Raw genomic sequence first — 26,011 nt, 5'->3', positions numbered from 1 at the left:
TTAGATTATTTCTTCAATCTAAAATCCAAAATTCAAAATCTCAAATTCGGAAGACTGATGTCACAATTGAGCGAAAATCAGTTAAGCAAGTTGAAAGAGGAATGTCATCAAGTCTCCTTTACCTAAGCTGATGCGATCGCCTGGTCGCAAGCGATGACGGTTGCCTGGTAAAAGTGGCAAATTATTAATATAAGTGCCATTAGAACTTCCCACATCCTCTACATAATGGGCATCTCCCTCGACGCGAATATCTGCATGAATCCGCGAGACAATTTCTGAATTGGTAAATCCTGAAACATCTATATCAGGGGGAATCCGGTCATTGGGTTTACCGATATGAATCACAGAGAGATTTTGCGGCAATTCAATTAAGCGATCGCTTTGAACGTGGATTAACCGCGCTGTAACCTGCTGCAATTGCGTTCTGGCAGCAGTTGCAGTTGTTGCTGGTGGCGCGGATACTTCGGCTTCAGAGGTCGGTTCTGGTTCCAAAGGTGGTGGAGTAGGAATACTTTGTACAGAAACTACAGGTTGAATTGCAATGGTTGGCGCTGGTTCTGGCGGGCTGATTGGTGTAACAGGTATCTGTGGCGCTGGTTCTGGGGGAACTGCTACCTCTGTTGGTGGTAAAGATGATTCGCGGGGACGGGAGTTAGTAGATTCGCCGATTCCCAAAGCATTTGGTTGTAAAAGTTCTAGCAGTGGATCGGGTGATACTAACGGCGGTACTTCCACAGAAATATCTGGAGTGACTGTTGTAGCTACTGCGGTATGAACGTGTGGAACTCCTGCTGAGTGAAGGTTATAGCCACACTGACCGCAAAATGCAGCATCTGCCTGCACAGTTGCCCCACAACTGGGACAATTAGTAGTCGCGGGTAACGGTGTATAACAAGCTTCACATTGGACAGCACCATCAGGGTTGGGATGATTGCAATTAGGGCAGACGATCATCGATATTTAGCCTTTGTTCAAGATCATCATAAATAATAGGTAGGACTGGCAAGCAGAGGGCGGCCCTAACTTTAGATTCTAGCAATTACTGCTAATGGAACAATGAATTGGACACTCTTACGCAGGGGCAGGGGGCAGGGAGTAGGGGAAGAAAACTATTGATTGTTGCCCAATGCCCAATCCCCAATGCCCAATCCCCAATCCCCAATGCCCCAATTATTGTTGGATTTCCAAACCTGCTGCTGCATCCAGCAGCCACCAAAGTTCTCCTTGGGGGCGAATTAAGCGGGATGGGTAAGTGAAATCATCGGCCACAGGTGCAAAGATTTGCGCTAAAGCTGGTCGTTTATTAGCACCAGCAACCAGAAAAATTACGCTGCGAGCAGAATTGATGAAGGGGTATGTGAAAGTAATCCTGGGGTTTCCGTCTTTGTTACCCACAGTCACTAGGCGATCGCGTACTTTGAGAGCTTCTGTGTGGGGAAACAAAGATGCAGTATGTGCATCATCACCTATTCCTAGTAATACTACATCCAATGCAGGAAACTCAACCCCAGAAGAACTGAAAAATTCTTTGAGATGTTGTTCATACTTCGCAGCAGATAGCTCTGGATTGGCTTCTAAAGTCGATACGGGATGAATGTTAGTTGCTGGAATATCAACACGATCTAGCCATGCACGACGCGTCATCAATTCATTGCTATCGGGGTGATCTGGTGGTACGTAGCGCTCATCCCCCCAGAATATATGAATTTTATCCCAAGGTAGTTTTTGAGTAGCAATCGCTTCGTATAACGGTTTAGGTGTACTGCCACCAGACAAGGCGATGGTAAACTGCCCACGCTGCTCAATGGCAGTTTCTAGCTTAGACAGAATTAATTCTAGCGCTCGTGCAACCAGCGCCGGCTGATCCGGTAGAACTTCAACAGTTTTGTTCATGGCTTCATCATCATATTACTGGCTTCCAGCAATACCATACCGAACTTATTACAATCCCCCTTTTTAACTTTTGAAACATTTAACATCGTGGATTAAGTAGACTGGAAAAATGTAGACGCTCATTATCACCTTGAAGCGTAAGTTGTCAGTAGTGAGTTGCATTAACTACTGATCGCTGTCATGATTAATTTTTATTTACATCCAGTTACTTGATACTTGGTTGATTAACGCCACAAAGGATACATTTATTAATTCTTATTGAAAATTAATAAAACTAATTAATTAGAAACAACGCTTCCCAGTCTGCGATCGCTTCACGTTGGGCAATTAACAATTCTTGAATTCCTTTTTGAGCCACATCTAGCAATTTATCCAACTGAGTGCGGCTAAAGCTGCCTTCTTCGGCTGTTCCTTGGACTTCAATGATTCCCAGGTGTTGATTCATCACCACATTAAAATCTACTGTTGCAGCCACATCTTCTATGTAATTAAGATCCAGAAATGGCTCTTCCTCCAGTAATCCTACGGAAACTGCTGCAACCTGACCACATAAAGGCGATCGCTCCAACGTGCCCTCTTGCGACAATTTAGAAACCGCATGAGCCAACGCCACAAACGAGCCTGTAATAGCTGTTGTCCGAGTTCCAGCGTCCGCTTGCAACACATCAGCATCAACAGTCAGCGTGCGTTCTCCCAATGCCTCAAAATCCACTGCTGCGCGTAAGCTACGTCCAATTAGACGTTGAATTTCTTGCGTCCGTCCAGATAATTTCAATAATTCCCTTTCTTGCCGTTTTTGAGTAGCAGATGGTAGCATCCGGTACTCAGCAGTTAACCAGCCTTTACCAGTTCCTTCAAGAAACTTTGGAACTCCCTTATTAACGCTAACAGTACAAAGTACCTGAGTATCACCACATCTTGCGAGAACAGAACCGGGGGCAAAGCGGGTGAAATTGGGGTAAAAGCTGATCGGACGTAGTTCATAGGGAAGACGACCGTCAGGACGCTGCCAAGCCATTGGAGTTGCCTCAAGTTTTACAGTACTGCCTTATAGATTACCTTAGTGTTATTGGGTATTAGGCATTGGGGATTGGGCATTGGGCATTGGCAAGAATTTTTCCTAACTCCTAACTCTCTCAGCACTCAGCACTCAGCACTCTTCAAGGAACTGAAAGCAGAGTCAAAATATTTTGCTGCACCATTTCTGGTGACTGGTCGCCGTTGATGGTCAATAAGCAGCGACAGCGGTCGTAGTATTCTAAAATGGGAATGGTGCGATCGTAGAATAATTCTACACGGCGCTGCACGATTTCTGGTTGGTCATCTGGTAGCGATCGCCCCAAGGATCGACTAACCATTACCGCTTCTGGAACTTGGAGATAAATAGTCCAATCTAGCTTTTGCCCTAAATTATCCAATAAAAAATCTAATTCTTCAGCTTGGAAGGCAGTATGGGGATAACCTTCTAACACCCAATCGCAGTTAATATCTGGTTGTCTGAGGCGTATTCTGATCAATTCAACGATCATTTCGTCTGGAACTAACTCACCTTTTTGAATGTAGGGCTGTGCGTGGTAGCCTAGTTCACTCAAGCTAGCGTAAACCGAAAGAGAAGTTCGGGGATCGCCTTCCAACCATCGAAATTCCGGTAGGCGCTGATCGCCAGATATTACTTCCCGTAAAATCTCACCTGTAGAAATCAGAGGAATATCAAAGTATCTGCAAAGCCTTTGTGCTTGAGTGCTTTTCCCCGATCCTGAACCTCCCAGAATCACCAATCTCACAACAATTTACTCCTCACTTCTGTCAAATTCGCTACTAACTAAGTCTGTTTTGCCCAAATAAGCGGCAAATCTAACATTTAGCGATTTTCAGACGTTCTACCCAACTTGTTTAAATAATTGGAACTGTACCTCTTATGTTTTCATTTTTACAACTTATTTCGGATATAAAGACAAAAAAATTTAAATTAAAATAACTCTTGACTTCAACACAAACGTAATGTTTGACTAAGAATGCAATTTGCTAAATCCAGCACACCTGTGAAAAACAGATTGATTATACACGCAAATTGACAAAAACCTTTGTTAGTATAAACTCTTGATTTATTGTATTTTTTAATACTTAATACTATGGTTGCCCAGCTAGAAACTCAAAGTATCAATTCAACCCTTACACTACCATATCCAGTTGAAGGGCTAGTACAAGTTTTCACTAGTCCCCATCGCAATTTTTTTACGACCGTCATGGCTCAATCACTGAGAATAGCTGGACAAGGAACAACAGTATTAATAGTCCAGTTCCTCAAAGGAGGCATTCGTCAAGGACAGGATCGACCTGTACAACTAGGACAAAATTTAGATTGGATTCGCTGTGATTTGCCTCGTTGTATCGATACACCACATCTAGATGATACGGAAAACCAAGCCTTACAAAAGCTGTGGCAGTATACACAACAAGTAGTGTGTGAGAGTAAGTATTCTCTCGTAGTGTTAGATGAGTTAAGTTTAGCGATTAATTTTGGTTTAATTCCTGAAACGGAAGTTTTAGCTTTTTTGGCAAAACGCCCTCCCCACGTCGATATCATTCTTACAGGGCCAGAGATGCCAAAATCTCTTTTGGATGTAGCAGATCAAATTACAGAAATCCGTCGGAGTTATCGACCTTAAACAAAATACTCAATTCAGGATATCCTAGTAATTCGGTTTGAATTAGCTGTGAAGTTGTGATTAAAAACGATATCTGGATTACTGAAATGTCTCAACAGGGTCTAATTTCGCCCTTTGAGCCAAGTTTAATCCGAAAAGTGCAAAAAGATGAGTCTGTAGCGGTTCAACCTGTAATTAGCTACGGTTTATCTTCTTATGGCTACGATATACGCCTTTCTTCGGCTGAGTTCCGCATTTTCCGCCACATTCCCGGAACTGTAGTTGATCCCAAAAACTTTAATCCCCAGAATCTAGAACCAACAGCACTGCATACAGATGCCAATGGTAGTTATTTTATTTTACCTGCCCATTCCTATGGTCTGGGGGTTGCTCTAGAAAAACTGGAGGTTCCTGAGAATATTACCGTGATTTGCATAGGTAAATCTACGTATGCAAGATGTGGAATAATTGCAAATTTAACCCCTGCTGAAGCTGCATGGCGGGGTCATTTAACTTTAGAGTTTTCTAATTCTTCTAGCGCTGACTGTCGCATTTACGCTAATGAAGGCGTGGTACAATTACTATTTTTAGAAGGTGAACCCTGCGCTATTAGTTATGAAACTCGTCAGGGAAAATATCAGGATCAGCTAGAAATCGTGACGTTAGCAAAGGTATAAATTGGGACTTTAGCGATGAAATCATAGCAGTAAGATGGATTGTTAAGCCTCGATCGCAGGGTTATAATCATTTGGATTATCAAAGCCTGCAATCCAGGCGGCTGCCTGATGACAACTTTGCGTATGAGGTGGAACGCGCAGGATATGGATATGTCCTGTAGAGGGACAAGTAACTTTCAATACCATAAGCGGCTCATCATCCTCAAAAGGAATGTAGACTAGTTGGCGTTCTCCACCAACATCTCGATCGCGATCGCGGATCAATCCTCCCACTTGCTGCAAAAATGTTTCGTATCCCAAACGTTCAATCAGTACGCGGCGCAACTCAACATTCTCTATATTGAGAATATCCTGCCCGGTGATTGACTGGGATTCAAAGGCAATGCGATCGTTTACCTGCACGCCTCGCCAGCGTAAGACAAAACCATGCCCCGCAGATAGACTGGTGATTCCACTTCCCGCTAACTCGATCCAATAAGTAACGTGGAGTCCTTTGGGAAGTGTAGTGAGGTTTACACAATCGCTGATATCAATACTTTCACAGGTTAGATTTTCAGGTAGATTGTAAAGATTCAACGCATTGCTTAAATCTAGATGACCTAAAACACGCATACCATCCCAGGCGCGATGCTCAAGGATAAATTTTCGAGCAACTTCGGCCGATATAGGCTCGTGACTTTCCTTGGGGCGCTGCAAAACTTGTTTATTTGGCACACGTCCATTTGACATCATCTTGAGCATTAGTCCATCACCTCTACATAAGTATCAGGGCGATATTCACGTTGTTTCCAGATGCGGTAAAGCCCTTGGGGTAATTCAATCGCCCGATGTTCTTCATGAACTAAAGTAGCACTTGCTTCTTTAACCTCAAGAAAAAGGTCACTACCATGTGCCCACAACTGAACAGCATTGGATTGCTGAATGCGATGGCTGTGTCCTGTGATTTCACCATGAGCGAGAGTAGCACCTACGCGCTTTTGAGCAGCGACAGGTAAGGTAACAATACCTTTGATCAGAACGTCGCCATGTCTGTAGAGAACACTACTTTGATTAGCTTGGGAGTTATTGCTGTTGTTAAACATTTTTCTATGATAACAAAGTAGATTTTTTTCAATGTAGTTTTTTGCCCACTGCGATCGCATAGTGTTTCGTAGAGAAGCGCTCCGCAGGAATCGCCTAAAATTAAGTACGAGTGCGATCGCTTCGCGGGTGAACTACGCCATGATCTGGCAGGTACGCGATCGCGCAAACGAGATCAAAACTCCCACGAAATCCTGCCCTGCACCGTGAATGGATCACCGGGGGTTAACTGTAAATGGTGAATTAACCTTCTAGCGATCGCGAAAATGTAAAATCAAATGTATTGCAGATTTAAGAAATAAGTTAAATACAATACTTCATGCGCCGAGACTCAATAGACATCTCCGAAAAATAACGTAGAGACGTAGCACTGCTACGTCTCTACAAGGGTTCTGGGTGAAGAAGGAGTGCAAGAGGAAGAACAAAGAGGACGAGAACAGGGAGAGCGATCGCTCGTTCTGCGTCTACTACAAAGAAGGGTGGGAGAATTACCTCAAGATGTGCGTCAACGCATTGAAGCTCTCGGACTAGAACAATTAGAAAATCTCGGCGAAGCACTGTTAGATTTTACCAGTTTGGCTGATTTAGACACTTGGTTTAATCAACTGTGATCCAAAGTGCGATCTGCTTTATAGCGCAGAATGTAGATATTTTTATAGTATTTTTAGGTGGGGACTGCGCGAAACATTTCTGTTCAAGTAAGAGTGTTCCAAAAAATAAATGATCCAAAACTCGTCATTGCGATTGCTTCGCTTCGCTCGCAATGACTGGGATTGCTTCGCTTCACTCGCAATGACAATTGGGCATTTTTTTAATTGAAGTACTCTAATTGAACTACACCACTCCCTACTCCCTATTCCCCGTCTTGGCAATCAACCCCCTAGATTGTTCCACCAGACGAATAAATTCACCCCGATAACCCTCCTGGTCTTCCCCCTTCCCTTGGGTTGCCAATTTCATCACCAAATCATAATTAGCATTCCCCTTATACTCAGAGTCACGCAAAACCATCCCAAAGGTAGCAACCGCAGCAGCAAATGTCAGGTTTGTAGAGGGTATCTGGTCGGCTCTTACATCATCATCTTGGATGGTTTGGGTAATTAATTGACTGGTGCTATCCTGGGGCAACTTATAGCGTAGTTTTACTTGCATCAATTCATTGCCGACAGCATCCGAGGCAGTTTCCCCAGAACGCTGATATCGCAAGGGGTCTACCTCTGGCAGTTTCACATCACTCTTTGTACCAGTGGGAATGATTTCATAAAGTGCTGTCACAGAATGACCAGCCCCAATATCTCCTGCATCTTTCTTATCGTCATTGAAATCTTGGTTTTGCAGCAAGCGGTTTTCGTAGCCAATCAACCGATATGCCTGAACTTTCGCCGGATTAAATTCCACCTGAATTTTCACATCCTTAGCGATCGTAAACAGAGTTCCCCTCAAATCGTTAACTAAAACCTTTTTGGCTTCCAATAGGGTATCAATGTAAGCGTAGTTGCCGTTACCCTTATCAGCCAATTGCTCCATTTTCCCGTCCTTATAGTTACCAGTGCCAAATCCCAACACCGTCAGGAAAATTCCCTGGTCTCGCTTCTGTTCAATTAATCGCGTCAAGTCGCCATCACTGGAAACCCCGACATTAAAATCTCCATCGGTAGCTAAAATTACTCTGTTATTGCCAGATTTGAGGAAGTTTTGTTTGGCTATCTTGTAAGCTAGTTCAATACCCTGACCGCCAGCAGTGGAACCTCCAGCCTCCAAGCGGTCAATAGCCGCCAGAATTTTTGATTTCTGACTACCAGGAGTCGCAGGTAAGACTAATCCAGCATTCCCAGCATAAACTACCAAACTCACCCGATCTTCAGGGCGCAGTTTATTCACTAGTAATTTCAAGGATTGTTGCACCAAGGGCAATTTGTTGGGGTCATCCATAGAACCGGAGACATCAATCAGAAATACTAGGTTGCTGGGTGGTAAGGTTTCACTCTCTAGGCGTTTACCTTGCAAACCCACTAGTACCATCTTATGTTGAGGATTCCAGGGGGTAGCAGCAACTTCAGTGGTTACAGAAAAAGGGCGTTCGCCTTTTGGTTGAGGATAATTGTAGGTAAAATAATTGATCAATTCCTCAATTCGCACTGCATCCTTGGGTGGTAATTCCCCTTGAGTAATAAACCGTCGCACGTTGCTGTAGGATGCTGTATCGACATCAATAGAAAAGGTGGAAAGTGGGTCATTCCCGACGCGATGAAAGGGATTATCCTCAATTCGGTTGTAGTTTTCTGTATTGAATCTGCTATCTGTTTCAGTTTGGGGTGCAACCCTTCCAATACTACTACCAGCTTGGAGTTTAGGGCTTGCGGGACGGCTAACAAGTTGATCCTGCACAGATGCCCTAGACGGAATACTAGGGGGTAGAACTGTGGGTAAGGGTTGAGTCTTTCGGGTAGACTCAGCTAGAGTACGTTCTCTGGTAGTCTGAGTTGGAGTGGTAAGATTACGAGCATCCAATTCATCTATCGAACTTCTGAGGATTGCTAACTCCGGCGCGAATTCGGACTGCAAGCGTTGCAGAGTTTTCATATCTGCTTGGGTAACTATCTTGGGATCAGTCGTTGCTAGCTCATTGATGCGATTTAGACAGTCATTCAAGACTCTGGCAAACTCAGTTCGAGTTATGGGAAGAGTACCAAAGTTTTGGATTGAGACGACACAACTATACTGTTTTACCAATCCCTGGAGTGCTTGATAGTCAGGGTGATTGGGCAGAATGGTAGAACTGGGAGGAGTCTGATTAGCTGGAACCGCAACCGTAGCAGACTGACGTAAAATTGCAATTACTATTGATGGTATTAATAATAACAGTGCAATAATACTGACTCGTTGCCACATTTTGGACGGAATCGGGTAAGACATGGCCAAATCCTCACACTAAATTTGTTTTGTCACATTTGAAGTTTCTACTTATTTAGAATAGTCTTGAGCAGCCTGAGATTTCATAACCGTTGCAGTTTTGGTAACTGTACCTGATACAAAACTAAGCATTTCTGTCTAGCATCAGGAAATATAGCGGTTCTCGTTTGGATGCAATACACAATAGGGCACAGCATTGCTCATTGGTGTCAACTTAACGTGAAACCGCTTGTCCGCCGGGAATTTCAATTCCCGTATAATAGCGAAAGTCATCTGAAGATGACTAAATATCGCCAAAAATCTCCAGTCTACTTCATTAGACTTTAGCTAAAAGCCCGATAATTTATTTTTGAAGTAATAAGTAATAAAACAGGAGTCAGAATTCAGAATTCAGAATTCAGAATACTCTACCTATAAAGGGATAGAGTTTTAAGGCGAGAATATTTTAATTTTTTTCGCCCACCAGGGGCGTTAGCAAAGCGGGACGAAGTCCGGTTTTAACCAATATTCATTACCCACTCGTACAGAATTCATACTGAATTCTGACTCCTGAGTTCTGAATTCTTCTTATAAATAATGAGTAATGAGTATTACAAGAAAGGCAGAGGGCAGGAGGCAGAAGGCTTTTATGAAAGGAGTATTAATAAAAACTTTAGTTCTGGGTTATTGCCCAGTTTAAAAAAAGAATTGTATCGAGACGCGTAGCGCGAGATACAAAGCGTCATTGCTTCAATCCCACGTTTTTAAACGTGGGTTCCCTTCTGCCTTCTGCCTTCGTACTTCTGCCTTCTGAATTATTACTTATTACTCATTACTCATTACTCATTTATTTATTCCCTGGCGGGCATGGAAGCCAACAGATAAGCTATTTCCAGCTTAAGTTGACACCAATGGGCAAGATGCCCACCCCACAATATTGGATAATTTATTTCTTGGAGTACTCTTAGTAGTTTCTTCATTCATTTGAGATACAAATAAAATGAGCATAATAGAAACGCGTGGTATTTGGCTGACTACTACTGATAGTAAAGTTCTCAGGTCAAAGCAAGGAATTGGTGAGGCGATGGATTTCCTGGCTGAGACGGGATTTAATGTGGTGTTTCCAGTTGTTTGGAACAAGGCAGTAACTTTGTATCCCAGTCAAACAATGGGGCAGACTTTTGGAGTTGAAATTGACCCTTTATCTGTAGGTCGTGACCCCTTAGAAGAAGTAGTGGTTGAGGCGCGGCGAGTTGGGTTGAAAGTCATCCCTTGGTTTGAATACGGCTTTGCTAGTTCCTACAATTTGAATGGTGGTGTACTTTTACAGAAAAAACCGGAATGGGCGGCGCGTGATTATAACGGCAATTTATTGAAGAAAAACGGCTTTGAATGGTTGAATGCACTCGACTCACAGGTGCAGGAATTCTTCTTGAACTTGGTGCTGGAAGTTGTAAAGAATTATGATGTGGATGGTGTTCAAGGTGACGATCGCTTCCCGGCATTACCCTCTGAAGGTGGGTATGATGAGGGAACTGTCACCCGTTATCGCCAGGAATTCGATCGCAATCCGCCACAGAATCCCAAGGATAGGCAATGGTTACAGTGGCGTGCAGATATTCTCACTGACTTTTTGGCGCGTCTCTACCGGGAAGTGAAAGCGGTGAATCCTAATTTGTTAGTAGCGATCGCACCTAATATTTATGATTGGGCATTCCAGGAATATCTGCAAGACTCCCCCGCATGGCTGAAGCGGGGAATAGTTGATATGATTCAGCCGCAGATTTATCGCCGTGATTTTGGGAGTTATCAGGCGATCGCTGATAAACTGGTAAACCAGCAGTTCACAGATGCGACTTTACCGAAGTTAGCACCGGGAATACTGATGAAGCTTGGTAGTTATTGCATTAGTCCAGAATATCTGGTGCAGGCAATTGAATACAATCGCCAACTTGGAATTCAAGGTGAGGTATTCTTTTTTTATGAAGGTTTGCGCGAGAATGATAATGCCTTAGCTAAAGTTTTACGAAATGGGCCATATGCTAAATCTGCATCATTTCCCACTCTGTCAGATTTGAGTGTGAGTAGCGTGAGTGATAAGAGTACATCTTCAATTTGGCAAAGGTTGTTAAAAAAGATTTTTTAAGGGAAAAGGCGCGTGGAATCTCAATTTTCGATGGAACAGGTAATTAAGACTTTAAAAGAGGATTTACCAACACTTTTTGAAAAAGATATTTCTTATAATATTTATACACAGAATATCTATTTTAAAGACCCGGTAAATACATTCAAATATAAATTTAACTATCGCATTATATTTTGGACTTTGCGATTTCACGCTCGGCTATTTTTTACCGAAATTTATTTTGACGTGCATGAAGTTTATCAGTCAGCCGAAGATACAATATTAGCCAAGTGGACAGTGCGGGGAGTGTTGCGCGTTCCTTGGAAAGCAGGTTTGCTTTTTAATGGCTATTCAACATATAAAGTCAACCAAGATAATTTGATATACGAGCATATCGACACCTGGGATCGTAAACCCGGGGAGATTTTAAAGCAGTTTTGGCAAATGGGAGAAACAGCTAATTAGCTATTGGAAAAATGACCCTTACTTTTAACCCAGATATTTACAGCCAATTGCTGTCTCAACATCAACCTCGGATTATCAAGACAGAAGAGGAAAATGAGAATTTTTTAGAAATTGTTGAAGAACTGCTTTCTCGTTCCCATCTGACTCTTGAAGAAGATGCTTTGTTGGAATTATTGGTAAAACTGATTAAGGATTTTGAAGATAAGCATTATCAGCTTAATGTTTCTACGCCTCGCTCAAGACTCAAGCATTTGATGGAAGCTAGGAGTTTGGAACAAGCTGATTTGGTAGAAATTCTTGGTTCGAGCGAGATTGTTGCTAAAATCATGAATAGCGAACTAGAAATCACTAAAAACCAAGCTGAGGCTTTGGGAAAGTTTTTTCATGTTAATACAAGTTTGTTTGTTTTAGAATAAGCGATCGCTTTTTTTAGTGAAACCTAGTTCAGATACAATAGGCGACTATTCATTTAGCCTAACTTAATTGCTATGAAAACTTCTAGCTCTTATATTGATAAATTAAAATTATTATTGTATTCTTATTAACTGAGATGTTGTATATACTTGTAGTAAGTATAATAAACTAAAGAGCCACTTAAGATGCCAAAAGACAGTCTAAAGGTTTGTTTAGATGCCCTGATATGTAGAGAAGCATTTGAAGTACAAGGGCAACAAGGTCAAAACATAGGAAGAAATATTCCTATGATATCTATTCGGGATTTAGAAAAAAATTCTTTTTTCTATCCATTTTTACGCAAACCGGATTTTCAAAGAGAAACTAATGAATGGGAGTCTGAAAAAATATGTGAGTTTGTAGAAAGTTTTTTAGATGGTGATTTAATACCATCTGTTATTCTTTGGAGAAGTACTAGCAGTTATTATTTTGTTATTGACGGCTCCCATCGACTTAGTTCTCTAATAGCGTGGATTAATGATGACTATGGTGATGGTAAAATTTCCAAAGAATTTTATGATGGGGACATTACAGAAGAGCAAAAAGGCGCTGCTCAAGAGGTAAGGAAACTTATTAAAGCAAGTATAGGCTCTTACAAGGATTATCAATCTCTAACACAGAATCGAGGACAAGTAGATCAAAAATTTCTTGATAGAGCAAGAAACTTAGGAGCTTTAGGTATCCAGCTTCAGTGGGTTGAAGGAAATTCAGAAAAAGCAGAAGCATCTTTTTTCAAAATTAACCAAAAGGCAGCACCTATTGGTGAGACTGAGATGCGTTTATTACAAGCACGAAAGACACCTAATGGTGTTGCAGCTCGTGCAATTATGAGAAGTGGTAATGGTCACAAGTATTGGTCAGATTTCTCGCAAGAGAAACAAGATGAAATCGAACAATTAGCTCAAGAAATACATCAACTTATTTTTGAACCTAAACTAAAGAACCCTATTAAAACTCTAGACTTACCAATAGTGGGTAGTCTATCAGTTCCGGAAAAACTTGAAGTTATATTAGAGTTTGTAAATATGGTTAATAGTATAGAATTCGATGAGCAATTAGGAGACGATCCCACAGGAGAAAAAACTGTAGAACTGCTAAAAAATTGCAAAAAAGTTGTGCAGAGGATAAATAGCAATCATCCTTCCTCTCTGGGTTTGCATCCCATAATATATTTTTATAATAGTACCGGTAAGCCCAAAATCGGCTCATTTTATGGCATCGTTACCTTAATGTTAAATTTAGAAAAAAATACATATTTCTCTAAATTTATAAAAGTACGAAAAGATTTTGAATGGGTCATTTGGCAAGATGATATGGTTCCACAGATTGTTAGCAAAAATGGAAATGCACTTAAGTCTAGAGACAAGGTTAAAGATTTTTATATAAAAGTTATTGATAAATTATTGCAAGGAATAGATAAGAAAAATGTCATTAAGGAGATCATTACCGAAAAAAGTTTTGGCTCTTTAAAAACTAAAACTAAAAGTAATACAAGTGATATCCAAAGTAAAGAATTCTCACGAGAGACAAAAGCTGCTGCCTTTATCAGAGATGCTTTACCTGGCTCTCCACGATGTAAAATCTGTGGTGGCTATCTCCCCACTCGTGTTAACTCTATAGATCACATCAAGAGAAAAGCTGATGGTGGTCTAGGGACTTTAGACAATGCACAGTTGACTCATCCATACTGTAATACAACATACAAAAATTAAATATTTTAAAACCAAGTATGAGAGGCTGTTTGAAAAGTCTAATTTAATACCAGCCCTGGCGAATATAATTCGCGGCTACACAGACGAAACCCACCTCCGTGGGTTGAAGACATTGATTTTATGTGAGTCCGAGGAGGCGGACAATGCCAGTGTGGTAGCAAATTATATCCGCCCAAAACTTTTCAAACATCCTCTGAAATTAGATATGGTGGTGAGGTAGTAGGATGCGCTAGCTTTCACTAAAGCACCGTGCTACTTCTTCACTGCCGGATACTGTTTCAAAACCTGCTTTAAATATTGCCCAGTATAAGACCTGGGATTTTTTGCAACTTCCTCCGGTGTACCCACAGCAATCAATTCTCCACCTTTGTCGCCACCTTCTGGTCCTAAATCTATCACCCAATCAGAACAACGGATTACATCTAAGTTGTGTTCAATGACTAAAATTGAATTGCCTTTATCTACCAATCTTTGCAACACATCTAACAATTTGTGGACATCGTAAAAAGATAACCCTGTTGTCGGTTCATCTATTAAATAAAGTGTCTTACCTGTGGCGCGTCGAGATAGTTCTGTTGCCAATTTTACCCGTTGCGCTTCACCACCAGATAAGGTAGTCGCAGGTTGTCCTAATTGTACATAACCCAACCCGACATCAAATAAAGTTTGCAAACGCGCGATCGCTTTGGGAATATTCTGGAAAAAGTCTAAACTCTCCTCAACTGTCATTCTCAGTACGTCAGAGATTGACTTATCTTTGTACTTCACTTGCAAAGTTTCGCGGTTGTATCTTGCACCTTTACAAATTTCGCATTGCACGTAAACATCCGGGAGAAAGTTCATTTCAATCACATTCACACCCTGTCCGCTACAAGCTTCGCAACGTCCACCTTTAACGTTGAAGGAAAATTGTCCAGGTTTGTAACCCCTAGCTTTGGCTTCTACTGTTTGGGAAAATACATCCCGAATGGCATCGAAAATTCCTGTGTAAGTTGCAGGGTTAGAACGTGGTGTGCGTCCAATGGGAGATTGATCGATAACGATCGCTTTATCAACCGCGTTTAATCCCTGAATTTTATCCAAATGTCTGGGTAAGGGAACTTTCTTAGTTAAATGGTGTTGCAGAGATGGATATAGTAATTCATTAATTAGGGTAGATTTGCCAGAACCAGACACACCGGTGATGGAGACGAGTTTACCTAGTGGAATGTCTACATCTATATTTTGTAAATTGTTGCGATGGGCATTTTTAATTCCCAAACTGCGCCCATTTCCTTCTCGGCGTTCTGCTGGCGTGGTAATTACTCGTCTTCCTGATAAATAAGCACCCGTCAAGGAATCTTCTGCTGCTAATAACGCCTGAAAATCACCTTGGGCAATAATATTTCCGCCGTGAATTCCTGCACCAGGGCCAATATCAACTATATGGTTGGCTGCACGAATTGTTTCTTCATCGTGTTCAACGACAATTAACGTATTACCCAAATCGCGCAATTTTGTTAAGGTTTTAAGCAACCTGCCATTATCTCGTTGATGTAAACCAATACTCGGTTCATCTAAAACGTAGAGAACTCCTGTTAAACCAGAACCAATTTGCGTTGCTAGACGGATTCGTTGGGCTTCGCCACCGGAAAGGGTCATGGCAGGACGGTCAAGGGTGAGGTAATCTAAACCGACATCCAACAAAAATTGCAATCTAGCTTTGATTTCTCTCAATACTAAATCAGCAATTTGTAACTGGCGATCGCTCAACTTAAATTGCTCAATTCTCTCTCGACAATCCCGAATTGATACGGTAGTCAAATCTAAAATTCCATATTGTCCCAACTTCACCGCCAAGGCTTCCGGTTTTAACCGTTTTCCCAGACAAACCTCACACGGCTGATCGATTAAATACTGCTCTAATTTTTGCTTAACTAATTCCGAACCACCCTCATATTGCCGTTGCAAAATTGGAATAGCGCCTTTAAAACTCTGCTTCCTCTGCGCCTCTGCGGTTCGTTCATCTTTCTCGCCAAACAAAATAGTTTGCTGCTGTTCTTCTGTCAGCTTGCCCCAATTTGTCTGTAACTCAAAGCCATAAATCTGTCCCACACTATAAAGTAATTCTAAATAATAAGAATTATCTTTTTCTGACCAAGGCGCGATCGCAGCATAAACTGGCGCTTCCCAGTCGGGTACAATCAAGTCTGGCGCAAATCTCCTTAAAGTCCCGATGCCATGACAGTGCGGACAAGCACCATAAGGTGAGTTAAAAGAGAACAATCGCGGCGATAATTCCTCCATTACCGCGCCATGTTCTGGACAAGCAAAGTTTTCTGAAAATACTAATTCTTCTTCTTTTTCTTGGCCGTCGTCACCAAGTAGACTCACTAGAATGGCTGCAATTCCACCTGATTGCTTAAGACACGTAGACAGAGAATCAACCAAACGCTCTTGGATATCATCTTTTTTCACCAAGCGGTCAATTACCACTTCGATGGTGTGGGTAAAATTTTTATCCAATTCAATAGAATCTGACAGTTCGCGGATTTCGCCATTGATTCGCACGCGGACAAAACCAAGGGAAGCCAGACTTGACAAAAGCTTACGATGTGTGCCTTTCTTGCCCCGAACAACGGGTGCAAGGATTTGGAAGCGGGTGCGGTCTGGTAATTCCATGATGCGATCGCACATCTCATCGATTGTCTGGGGTGCAATACAGCGATCGCATATCGGACAATGGGGTTCACCAGCGCGACCAAATAACAGCCGCAAATAGTCGTAAATCTCTGTCACCGTACCCACAGTGGAACGGGGGTTATGAGACGTTGACTTTTGGTCAATGGAAATCGCTGGACTTAAGCCTTCAATGGCTTCCACATCCGGCTTATCCAGTTGTCCGAGAAATTGGCGTGCGTAGGCGCTGAGGGATTCCACATAGCGACGTTGCCCTTCAGCGAAAATCGTATCAAAGGCTAGGGAAGACTTACCAGAACCAGAAACGCCAGTGAAGACGATTAGGCGATCGCGTGGCAATTCCAAGTCAATATTTTTCAGATTATGCTGCCTAGCACCCCGAATCCGAATGGTATTCTGGCTGTTGTGGCTGGGGTTGGGAAGATGGCCATTCAAGGATGCTGCTAGCTGTTGGTCTGACATATTGGGCGGCGAAGAAGGAGTTTCTTATGAAACAGTCCTTAATAATACTATCTTTAATTAGTTTATAGTAGAACAATCGTACTGTTTTAGTTACTTATTCTTCCAGATTCATGCCGCAGATATACTTAACAGTGTGCTAATTTGGAAACATCTCGATTCAATATCCTTCTGAGGGTGAATCTATGGTATGGCAAATCTAACCGCAGACGGAACGCGATCGCTTTAACCATTAGACATCTCCGAAAAAGAATTGTTTTGACGTAGCAGTGCTACGTCTCTACAAGGGTTCTGGGTAACGCATCTTTAATTTCTGGAGATGTCTATTGGTGAGGTGAACTTTTTGATGTCCATTTAACGCGTCACGGAAGTTCCTACTCTCAAGGTAAACAAGCGAGTTCACTTAAGAACCGCTATGTTATATGCTTGAATAAATGATGTTAACTCTATAAGAATAGATATTTTAAGTAACTTTGACAACTGAACTAAAAGGCTTTGTAATAAATAAATACGCTTTAGCACTACACACCACCACACCTGAATTAGGTTTGGCAATTAGTGATTTTGTTGGTGAAACTCGCTCCCAAGTTTGGAATTTGGGGCGTGATTTATCTAGCTTATTGCATCAATATTTGATTGAATTTGTCAAACCGCAAACTTGGGCAGATTTGTCCTTTATTGCCGTTGCAAAAGGCCCTGGTGGTTTTACAGGCACTCGAATTGGTGTTGTTACTGCCCGGACTTTGGGGCAACAGTTAGATATTCCTGTATTTGCGATTTCAACTTTGGCTGCGGTAGCTTGGTCAGAAGCAGGCAAAAGTCAAAATCCAAAAACTATTGCTGTGGAAATGCCAGCACAACGAGGTCAAATTTTTGCTGGTATTTATGAGTTTGAATCAGATGTTTCTCAACTAAGAGTGTGTTTATCAGATAGAGTGTTAACACCAGAGGCATGGCAGGAAACTTTAGCGAATTGGCACACTAATTATCAGTTGATTCAAGCCCAATCTGGGTTAGCAGCAACGGTAACAAGTATTTTAGAATTAGCTAATCTCGATTGGCAAGAGGGCAAATATCCTAATTGGTCAGAGGCTTTGCCATATTACGGGCAGCATCCAGTAGAAGTTTAACTGATATGCGTCAATTCCTTCGCAATGCTCTAATAATGCTAAGGAATCGCACAGAAATAACTTATCTATAGAGAGATGGTGAATTCCACGAAACTAGTTGAAAAAATTACAGCTTATAGATGATAATCTTACAGTAAATTTACTGAAATAATCTAATGTTAGTTTTCAACAATCCTCGTTTTCTTCGGATGACAGCAAGAATTTGCAGAGAATACGATGTAGGAAATAATTGCTGTGTGTCCACAGCAGATAGGGCTTTGTGGAGTTCAGCACTAGCAAACCTATTTGAACTAAAAAATGACGCAACCAAATTATCTGAAACTTGCAAAGCAGGGTGATGCACAAGCGATTAGTGTTTTGATAAACCGCTCTCTCCAACCTAAAGGTATCAATGCCAAGATTGCTTTTAAAAATAGTTGCTTAAAGGTAATGTTGGAATCAACTCTAGTCCCAGAGCAACAGGTTCTAGTTGAATTTATTCGCAGAGGAATAACGGGTTTGAATATTTCGTCCGTTAAAATAGTTCAGGTGTACGGACGACGTACAGGTGAAGACTTCCCGGCATGGAGCCAAGAATTTACATTTGCAGAGGAATTACCGCTTTTATCAAATTCATCGGAAATTAAATTAACAAATTCTCCTACCAAAAAACAATCAACAGATAAATCTTCAGAATATTATCAATCTATCTCTGGTAAAAAGCAATATGACCCAAAGGTAGTAATATTCGTAATATTATCAGCTTTATGGAATTTTTGTAAGTGGTATATATCAGGATTTACTGGAAAATCCTATGAAGAAACTTATGTATCTTCTAAATTTATCCGATCATGTCATCAAGGTTTAAGAATGTTTTTTAATATCATATTTCTTATCTTAGGATTTTTAATTTTAGCCTGGATTAATATTTCATTTCCATCTGTTTCTTCATCTTCTGGAAGTGGATCTGAATCTTCTTCAATATCTGGAAAGGTAAACGGAAGATTATGTGCAAAAAATTTTAATGAGACTATGGCAGGAGGGGCTGAAGCAACCTTTGATAGTAGTAACAAGATTATGAATATTATTATATCTGATAGTGGACAAATATTAACAGAACAGGAGTTTAAGAAAATTTCTACAATTATGGCAAATGGCACTTTTTCTACTTGTTATGTTAAAACTGTAAAAGTTGAGAGTAGCAACTATTCTGGGGTTATGCAAAATCCCTAGCTGATATTGATATATAAAGTTTGTTGTTACAATAGAGATTAAATGTATGGATTTGACAGAATTAAAGTGGACTAAAAATGTAAATCATAAGGGTGATGATAAATATTGGGCTTATCAAAAAATTGACCCAGATTTAAATATTTTTCGATTAAATTGGAAAACAGAATGTGCAGAGAACGCCCTTAAACCAGAGGAAAGCGAACTCATTCTTTTAAGACAGCGTGCCAAAGTAACGCATATTGTCAAACTTCTGAACAAGACTTTGTATAAAGAGCCTCTCGGTGGAGAATTTGGTATCTCCCGTCTCGTTCAAGTAGTTTGGATAGCAGATTATTGGAGTGTACCTCCAGAACAAGACATGGTGTTTGGTTATCATGTCCATCTTGAAGGGGGTAAAGTGATGAATTTGGAAACCCTACCTACATTCAACGAATATTGGGGTAGCCGAGGTGGATTAGTAGGATTTCAAAATCATGTTCTAAAAGCGCTTAAATTAAAACGATAAGATGCGTTTCTCCTGGGGTTATAAGCGAGCGATCGCATCACAATGCATAAATCCCAAATTAAAATAGCCACAGCCAAACTGGGAGAGTAACCAGCAATCCTATAGCCCCAGCAGCTAAGGCTGTAACTGCCAAATCGCGATCGAGATTGAATGTCTCAGCAATTACCAGTGTGGCAAAAGCTGGAGGCATGGCCATTTGTAGCACAATGATCTTTGCGATCGGCCCAGTTAATCCAAATAGTGGTAAAAAACTGCCCAATATCAAGGGAACTAGCAGCATTTTGATTCCTAAGCTCATCCCTGCTTGTGGTAGGCTACGCCAAGATTTGAGCAGCGCCAGTCGCATTCCAATTAACATCAAAGATAAAGCTACACTACTCCAAGCAAATTTCTCTAACCAGAATTCCGCGACAGTGGGAATTGTCACCTGTCGAAACAGCAAGCCAAATCCGAAACCCCATAGGGCAGGATTAATTAAGATAGCCCTAGCAATCTGCCAATGATTCTGGACACCACCGCCAAAACGCGCTGCTAGTAACACACCGAAGGCATAAGTTCCGGGGAAGGAACCTAACAAATCGTAAAATAGCGCCCAAGCAAAGTATTCCTTGCCTACCATTGCTAAGGTAATGGGAAAACCAAGATAACCTGTATTACCCAACATTGCCGCTAATATCAAGCTAGCCTGAGTTGGTGCTTGGGGGACAGTATTTTTAAAATATGCTTGTCCTTTAATCCCTAACCAAGCTAAAAATGCTCCGAGTAAAATGGCTAGGTAAGCGATCGCAGGTGCAATCCAAACTTGCCCTGATAAGCTAGATTGACGTAAAAAGGATACTATGCTTATGGGTACTCCCACCCAAAATAGGAACTGTCCCAAACGTGTAGGAACTGTCACAGGTAGTTTGCGTCCCAGAATAAAACCTACCAGGACTAATCCTCCTAGCTTGACGTATAGTTCTAAAAGGTTTGTCAAGATTGCGCCTAAAAACCACAGATGTAAAATGCTACCTGTTACGTTTACTTTTGTCCAGTGCAAAATCTGTTATGGCTATCCCACAAAAACAGGAGTTTACCCTTGAATAAGGCAGGGTTTTCTGGAAAACCGCAAAACTCATCAACTGACCTTGGTGATGATATTCCAGTGGCAGTACGCGATACTCCTGATGCAACACCGAAAATTTGGTTACAACCCCGAATTGTGCTAATTGGGGGAGTAATGGGATTTGTCTTGCTGGCTTTAATTAGCAGTTTTTTGTTTTTCCTCACTGCACCCAAAAAAACCGCCGATTCTCAAGCTTTACCAGCTACTTCTGCTCCCACAACTCCAACTCCCGCACCATCTAATAATTCCAGCGATACTGTGTTAGGGCATTTTCCCTACCCAGAAGCGCCTGAGTCAGAACTAGTAACCATCTCCGCAAATAGGGGCATTAGAATGCGAAAAGCTGCTGCCCAAAAATTTGAGGAGATGGTAGCAGCAGCGCGGAGTGCAGGGGTAATTGTAGTACCAATTTCTGGTTTTCGCTCAGTCAAAGATCAGGAGCAATTGTTTTTTGCTGTCGGTGCCCAACGAAATCAAACCCCAGCAGAACGAGCTGCCCTTAGCGCTCCTCCTGGTCATAGTGAACATCACACAGGTTACGCTGTGGATATTGGAGACGGAGCAGTACCAGCAACTAATCTCCAAACCAACTTTGACAATACCAAGGCTTATCGGTGGATGCAAGCAAATGCAGCGCGTTTCAGCTTTGAAATGTCTTTTCCCAAAGATAATATTCAAGGTGTGAGTTATGAGCCTTGGCACTGGCGTTTTGTAGGCGATCGCAATAGTTTAGAAATGTTCTACAAAGCCAGAAATTTGAAACCCGCTAAAATACCTCAATAAAAGTTGATCTAGGGATTACTATTTTTGATAAAGGAGTTGCTTGACGATGGTTTATGAATACTATAGTATTCATAAATGACACACAAGATTATTGACTTATTTGCTGGTGCTGGTGGCTTGACAAAAGGATTTCACATGGCGGGCTTTGAATCTCTATGTGCAATCGATGTAAATGCAAAAGCCTTGGCGACCTACAAGCACAATTACCCAAAAACTAAAATCATTCATCAGGACATACGTCAGGTCAGTCCTGATGACTTACGATTAGCGTTGGGCTTGCGGCGAGAAGCACCAATACTGTTGATTGGCGGCCCCCCGTGTCAGGGATTTTCCAGAAATATTCCTGCTGGTTATCGCTACCTCAATGATTCCCGTAACCTGCTATATCGAACGTTTTTGGAATTTGTAGAGGAGTTTAGACCCCTTTATGTCGTAATGGAGAACGTGCCTGAAATATTAAAAGCTTATAATGGCGTGATTAGGGAAGAAATAACAGAAAAACTTGAATCATTGGGCTATAAAGTTGTCTCTTCATCATTAAATGCTGCACATTATGGAATACCACAAACGAGAACCAGAGCTTTTTTTCTAGCTAGTCTAGATCACTTACTTCATTTTCCTGAACCAACACATTTTGGTGACATTCGGAGTGACTATAGAACTACAAAATCTTATAATCAGCTTAATTTGTTAGAGGGAAATATTTCTCCAATTGTCACGGTTAGAGATGCCATTGGAGACTTACCACCACTACATGCAGGACAAGAGTATGAGGCTGAAGTTTATCCTTCTCCTCCACAAAATACATATCAAGGGATGATGCGTCATGAAAGCATAAAAATTGTTAATCATGTTGCTCGTGCTTTAAGTCCAATTCAATTTTCGAGAGCTCGCGCTCTTTCTGAAGGACAAGATGCTAGGGACTTACCTCCTGAATTAGCTCCCAAGAAGCACTATAGCGGCGCATACGGGAGACTTTACTGGGATAAGCCAGCGAGAACTATCACCAGATGGGTCTTCCATCCAGGATCGGGTAGGTTTTTTCATCCTACTCAAGATCGAACAATTACAATACGTGAAGCTGCAAGATTACACTCTTATCCAGATGATTTTCACTTTTTGGGAACATATACTGAGATGGCTTCTCAAATTGGTGAATCTGTACCTCCCCTGCTAGGTAAAGCGATCGCTTCATCTATTCTTCAGACCTATCTTCAGAAAACTGGGTATTGATTTGATCTTGCAAAGCAGAAAGAACTGTCTCTACATATCGAGCAAGCGTAAGACGAGTTCTTGCAACTGTAATCCGAACCGCCTGTGTAGGAATAGTTCTAGCTCGAAAAAGTTGTTTCTGATTTTTGTACCAAACTAATTCTATTTTGCCTGCAACGCTTCCCTGTAGTCCAGCCCCTGATCCCCCAGTAGTTCTATCTACCGTCCAAGCCCAAGAAAAGTTATTTGGATCAAGAGGATTGAGTGGAAACTCACAGTAAATATACTCATAGCCTTTGATAGTTTTCAGTAATATGCCTTCATAACTATTTACAACGCTTTGTGCTGCCTGACTCAAAATAATTTTTTCGTTCCAATGTTGGATAATGGCTGATCCAAGCTCATTAGGCAAAGATTGCTCAGTCAGACCAGGAAAACCCAGTTGGACAGCTTTCTTGATGACATCTGCTCTCTGAATTACAAAGAAAAATGGATTTGTAAAGTTGAGGCTATTTAGTTGCAGGGATTTGAGCGACCAACCAGTTTTAGTTACCAAGTCAACAGCATCATAGAGAAGCTTGCTACGTCCCAAAGCGGGATCTGATAAAGGAATATCCTTAACATAATGAAAAATTGCTTCCCACGTATAATCTTCTATCGAGCCGATGACTGGAGATGCAATGGTAGCAATAATGGCTTGGGTTAATCTTTCAATCTCGTTGTCCGTCAACACTCAGGGATTCCTCTACAGCTTGTAAAAACTCACTCATTGTTATATCTAAAGCATTGGTAATATGGCTAAGAACTCTAACAGATGGACTTTTTAGCCCTCGCTCAAGCTGGCTGATATAAGTCCTGTGCAGACCTGTCACTTCTGCAAGATACTCCTGTGACCAACCTTTCTCTGTGCGACGACGCTGTAGTTCTAGTCCTAAAATTTGGTCTAGTTTACTGGGCTGCATGAAGAAAAAGCGTAGAATTTTGAATACAAAAGTTCTACAGACTAAAGTATTCAAAATAGGACAATGATCGAGATAACAAAGATAGTGGCAAACTTCCGCCACAATGTACTAGTCTCCAGTGCCATGTCCTGAACTCTGAGTTTTAGCCTCTGCTCCTTCAGACTGAGTTTTTTGATACTTACCTGGATATTTATGTTGAAAATAAGCTTCCAGCACTTGTAAAACCATCGGGCCACAAATAGTTCCGCCATGCTCGCCAGTATTTTCACCAAAGGCCACAACCACAATTTCCGGCTGATTACTGGGGGCATAAGCACCAAACCAAGTATGATTTGGGCGACCAACACCGGCTTCAGCAGTGCCACTCTTTCCAGATGCCGGGGCAATTGTGGGCACGTTCAAACTCTTACCAGTACCCTCACTCACCACCCTCCGCAGTCCGTCGCGGAGAACTTTGATGGTTTCCGACTTCATATTTAAGGATTCTCGCCAGCTTTTTGCTTCTTCATTATCTTTGAGCAAATGTGGCTTAACCCGATACCCACCATTGGCAGGGACAGAAAACATAATCGCCGATTGTAGGGGTGTCACTTGCAAAGCGCCTTGACCAATCGACATATTTATGGTATCACCTACAGTCCAAGGTGTCTTCAAAACCTTCTGCTTCCATATTTCATCTGGAACCAAACCTTTTGATTCTTCGTTGGGAAATTCAATGCCAGTTTTTTGACCAAACCCGTATTTGCGACTCCATTCGATTAAAGTTGGGCCACCGACTTTTCTACCAACTTGATAGAAGAAAGTATCACTACTCATAGCGATCGCTCTGGGAAATCCTAATGTCCCGAATCCGGCGTGGTTCCACTCACCAAATGTCACCCCCCCAACGGTCAGGGAACCAAAGGTCTGTAATACTGAGTCTGGAGAAAATTGACCTGATTCCAGCCCAGCTGTCGTAGTGACAATTTTAAAAGTACTGGCGGGGGGAAAGGCGCTCAGGGCACGATTTACCAAGGGATGATCTTTACCTTGCACGCTTTCCCAATCTTTCTGGGAGAGTTTTTGTTTAGAGAAGATATTTGGGTCAAAGGTGGGATAAGACACCATTGCTAAAACAGCACCATTCTTCGGATCAATGGCGACGATCGCGCCTCGTTGATTTCCCAAAGCTTTTTCGGCTGCCTTTTGCACATCTAAATCGATGGTTAGGTGCAAATCATTACCAGCTTTTGCCTGTTTCTCCCCAATAACCCGGATTGGTCTACCAGCACCATCTACTTCTACCTGCTGACCGCCCCATTCGCCCCGTAGAGCTTTCTCATAAGCTTTTTCCACGCCCATCTGACCGATTACATCTCCCAGTCGGTAGCCTTGCTCCTTTTTGTCCTTTAACTGGTCGGCGGTTAACTCTCGCGTATAACCTAGTACATGCGCCAATTCCTTACCGTGGGGATAATAGCGCACTGAGTCTGTATTAATTTCCACTTCTGGGAGTTCATTCTTATACTCCTTTAATGCCGTGATTTCTGCTTCATTTAGATCGCGGGCAACTCGGATGAGTGAAGAAGAATTAGCACCTGCTTGTTCTAATTTCTTTTCCATCTCATCTTGCGGAATGTTGAGAATTTGCGCTAAACGCGGGCCGACTACAGACCAGGAAGGTTTAGTATGTGCCATCGGCCACAAATATACAGAGCTAGGATAGCGAGTACTGGCTAAAAGTTTGCCATTCCGGTCAAAAATATTGCCCCGTTCTGGTTGTTTGAGAATCAGCCGAATTCGGTTTGCTTCGGCTCGTTCCCGGAGTTTTGGCCCTTCAACAATTTGCAAATATGCCAAACGCGCCCCAATTCCAGCCGTCATTAATAGGGTAAATAGGATTAAAAATATTGATTGGAAACCACGTCCAACTGTACGGGTATCTTTTTTACTGCCAAGTGATGGGAATAAAGACATAGGTATCAATTACAAAATTCAAAATTCAATAATGAATAAACGCAATTTTAGCGAGCCTTTTAG

At 41.7% G+C, this 26,011-nt stretch carries 23 protein-coding genes and 1 pseudogene; 12 read left to right on the top strand and 12 right to left on the bottom strand.

What is annotated here, in order from left to right; translation table 11 throughout:
* Positions 1–81: 81 nt before the first annotated feature.
* The 4 genes from V7K76_RS22275 to V7K76_RS22260 form a co-directional block, all read right to left on the bottom strand.
* Positions 82–954, bottom strand: a complete 873-nt coding sequence (locus tag V7K76_RS22275) for an FHA domain-containing protein (protein ID WP_334779649.1) — start codon at positions 952–954, stop codon at positions 82–84.
* A 216-nt stretch (positions 955–1,170) separates the two neighbouring features.
* Positions 1,171–1,893: a 6-phosphogluconolactonase gene (pgl, locus tag V7K76_RS22270; protein WP_334779650.1), complete on the bottom strand. Its 723-nt coding sequence runs from the start codon at positions 1,891–1,893 to the stop codon at positions 1,171–1,173.
* A 274-nt stretch (positions 1,894–2,167) separates the two neighbouring features.
* On the bottom strand, positions 2,168–2,911 hold the full coding sequence (rph, locus tag V7K76_RS22265; RefSeq protein WP_334779651.1) for a ribonuclease PH: 744 nt from the start codon (positions 2,909–2,911) through the stop codon (positions 2,168–2,170).
* A 142-nt stretch (positions 2,912–3,053) separates the two neighbouring features.
* Entirely contained in the window at positions 3,054–3,677 is a 624-nt protein-coding gene (locus V7K76_RS22260) for an adenylate kinase family protein (protein WP_334779652.1), read from the bottom strand.
* 348 nt (positions 3,678–4,025) lie between these two features.
* Here V7K76_RS22260 and V7K76_RS22255 point away from each other — a divergent pair, with 348 nt between their 5' ends.
* Positions 4,026–4,562: a P-loop NTPase family protein gene (locus V7K76_RS22255; protein WP_334779653.1), complete on the top strand. Its 537-nt coding sequence runs from the start codon at positions 4,026–4,028 to the stop codon at positions 4,560–4,562.
* A gap of 86 nt (positions 4,563–4,648) precedes the next feature.
* Positions 4,649–5,218, top strand: coding sequence for a dCTP deaminase (gene dcd / locus V7K76_RS22250; protein ID WP_334697832.1), 570 nt, complete (start codon positions 4,649–4,651; stop codon positions 5,216–5,218).
* 42 nt (positions 5,219–5,260) lie between these two features.
* Here dcd and V7K76_RS22245 read toward each other — a convergent pair whose 3' ends face one another.
* Positions 5,261–5,959: a DUF6745 domain-containing protein gene (locus V7K76_RS22245; protein WP_334779654.1), complete on the bottom strand. Its 699-nt coding sequence runs from the start codon at positions 5,957–5,959 to the stop codon at positions 5,261–5,263.
* Positions 5,959–6,300, bottom strand: coding sequence for a hypothetical protein (locus V7K76_RS22240; RefSeq protein ID WP_334779655.1), 342 nt, complete (start codon positions 6,298–6,300; stop codon positions 5,959–5,961). The genes V7K76_RS22245 and V7K76_RS22240 overlap by 1 nt, the downstream gene beginning before the upstream one ends.
* A 396-nt stretch (positions 6,301–6,696) precedes the next feature.
* Here V7K76_RS22240 and V7K76_RS22235 point away from each other — a divergent pair.
* A pseudogene (locus V7K76_RS22235) lies at positions 6,697–6,909 on the top strand (DUF4351 domain-containing protein); the annotation flags it as partial.
* 235 nt (positions 6,910–7,144) lie between these two features.
* Here V7K76_RS22235 and V7K76_RS22230 read toward each other — a convergent pair.
* Positions 7,145–9,214, bottom strand: coding sequence for a vWA domain-containing protein (locus V7K76_RS22230; protein ID WP_334779656.1), 2,070 nt, complete (start codon positions 9,212–9,214; stop codon positions 7,145–7,147).
* Between the two features lie 976 nt (positions 9,215–10,190).
* Between V7K76_RS22230 and V7K76_RS22225 the strand changes: the two genes are divergently transcribed.
* The 4 genes from V7K76_RS22225 to V7K76_RS22210 all read left to right on the top strand — a co-directional run bounded on the left by V7K76_RS22225 (position 10,191) and on the right by V7K76_RS22210 (position 13,945).
* Positions 10,191–11,336 carry a glycoside hydrolase family 10 protein gene (locus tag V7K76_RS22225; protein ID WP_334779657.1) on the top strand — a complete coding sequence of 382 codons (1,146 nt, stop codon included), beginning with the start codon at positions 10,191–10,193 and terminating at the stop codon, positions 11,334–11,336.
* Between the two features lie 30 nt (positions 11,337–11,366).
* The gene (locus tag V7K76_RS22220; RefSeq protein ID WP_442936206.1) at positions 11,367–11,780 is read left to right on the top strand and encodes a DUF2358 domain-containing protein; all 414 of its coding nucleotides are present in this window, start codon (positions 11,367–11,369) and stop codon (positions 11,778–11,780) included.
* Between the two features lie 11 nt (positions 11,781–11,791).
* Positions 11,792–12,196, top strand: coding sequence for a helix-turn-helix domain-containing protein (locus tag V7K76_RS22215; RefSeq protein WP_334779659.1), 405 nt, complete (start codon positions 11,792–11,794; stop codon positions 12,194–12,196).
* A 183-nt stretch (positions 12,197–12,379) separates the two neighbouring features.
* Positions 12,380–13,945 (top strand): HNH endonuclease family protein, encoded by a 1,566-nt coding sequence (locus tag V7K76_RS22210; RefSeq protein ID WP_334779660.1) that lies wholly within the window; start codon positions 12,380–12,382, stop codon positions 13,943–13,945.
* Between the two features lie 252 nt (positions 13,946–14,197).
* Here V7K76_RS22210 and uvrA read toward each other — a convergent pair whose 3' ends face one another.
* Positions 14,198–17,086, bottom strand: coding sequence for an excinuclease ABC subunit UvrA (gene uvrA, locus V7K76_RS22205; RefSeq protein WP_334779661.1), 2,889 nt, complete (start codon positions 17,084–17,086; stop codon positions 14,198–14,200).
* Positions 17,087–17,556: 470 nt separating this feature from the next.
* Here uvrA and tsaB point away from each other — a divergent pair, with 470 nt between their 5' ends.
* The 3 genes from tsaB (at position 17,557) to V7K76_RS22190 (ending at position 19,930) form a co-directional block, all read left to right on the top strand.
* Positions 17,557–18,213, top strand: coding sequence for a tRNA (adenosine(37)-N6)-threonylcarbamoyltransferase complex dimerization subunit type 1 TsaB (gene tsaB, locus V7K76_RS22200; RefSeq protein ID WP_335030014.1), 657 nt, complete (start codon positions 17,557–17,559; stop codon positions 18,211–18,213).
* 297 nt (positions 18,214–18,510) lie between these two features.
* Entirely contained in the window at positions 18,511–19,425 is a 915-nt protein-coding gene (locus tag V7K76_RS22195; protein ID WP_335030012.1) for a hypothetical protein, read from the top strand.
* Between the two features lie 46 nt (positions 19,426–19,471).
* Positions 19,472–19,930: a hypothetical protein gene (locus V7K76_RS22190; protein ID WP_335030011.1), complete on the top strand. Its 459-nt coding sequence runs from the start codon at positions 19,472–19,474 to the stop codon at positions 19,928–19,930.
* 58 nt (positions 19,931–19,988) lie between these two features.
* Here the strand turns inward: V7K76_RS22190 and V7K76_RS22185 are convergent, their stop codons facing one another.
* Positions 19,989–20,906 (bottom strand): AEC family transporter, encoded by a 918-nt coding sequence (locus tag V7K76_RS22185; protein WP_334779960.1) that lies wholly within the window; start codon positions 20,904–20,906, stop codon positions 19,989–19,991.
* A gap of 102 nt (positions 20,907–21,008) precedes the next feature.
* Between V7K76_RS22185 and V7K76_RS22180 the strand changes: the two genes are divergently transcribed.
* The gene (locus V7K76_RS22180) at positions 21,009–21,818 is read left to right on the top strand and encodes a M15 family metallopeptidase (protein ID WP_335030010.1); all 810 of its coding nucleotides are present in this window, start codon (positions 21,009–21,011) and stop codon (positions 21,816–21,818) included.
* Between the two features lie 75 nt (positions 21,819–21,893).
* Entirely contained in the window at positions 21,894–23,051 is a 1,158-nt protein-coding gene (locus V7K76_RS22175) for a DNA cytosine methyltransferase (protein ID WP_335030009.1), read from the top strand.
* Here V7K76_RS22175 and V7K76_RS22170 read toward each other — a convergent pair.
* From V7K76_RS22170 to mrdA, 3 genes are all read right to left on the bottom strand, one after another.
* Complete coding sequence (locus V7K76_RS22170) at positions 23,014–23,763, bottom strand: hypothetical protein (protein WP_335030008.1); 750 nt, start codon at positions 23,761–23,763, stop codon at positions 23,014–23,016. The genes V7K76_RS22175 and V7K76_RS22170 overlap by 38 nt on opposite strands.
* The gene (locus V7K76_RS22165) at positions 23,741–23,992 is read right to left on the bottom strand and encodes a helix-turn-helix domain-containing protein (RefSeq protein WP_335030007.1); all 252 of its coding nucleotides are present in this window, start codon (positions 23,990–23,992) and stop codon (positions 23,741–23,743) included. The genes V7K76_RS22170 and V7K76_RS22165 overlap by 23 nt, the downstream gene beginning before the upstream one ends.
* Positions 23,993–24,100: 108 nt before the next feature.
* A complete protein-coding gene (gene mrdA, locus V7K76_RS22160; protein ID WP_335030006.1) occupies positions 24,101–25,948 on the bottom strand; it encodes a penicillin-binding protein 2 in 1,848 nt (615 codons plus the stop codon).
* Positions 25,949–26,011: the final 63 nt, after the last annotated feature.

It is taken from the genome of Nostoc sp., from assembly GCF_036917975.1.
Classification (GTDB): Bacteria; Cyanobacteriota; Cyanobacteriia; order Cyanobacteriales; family Nostocaceae; genus Nostoc.
This window is presented reverse-complemented; position numbering and strand designations above follow the sequence as displayed.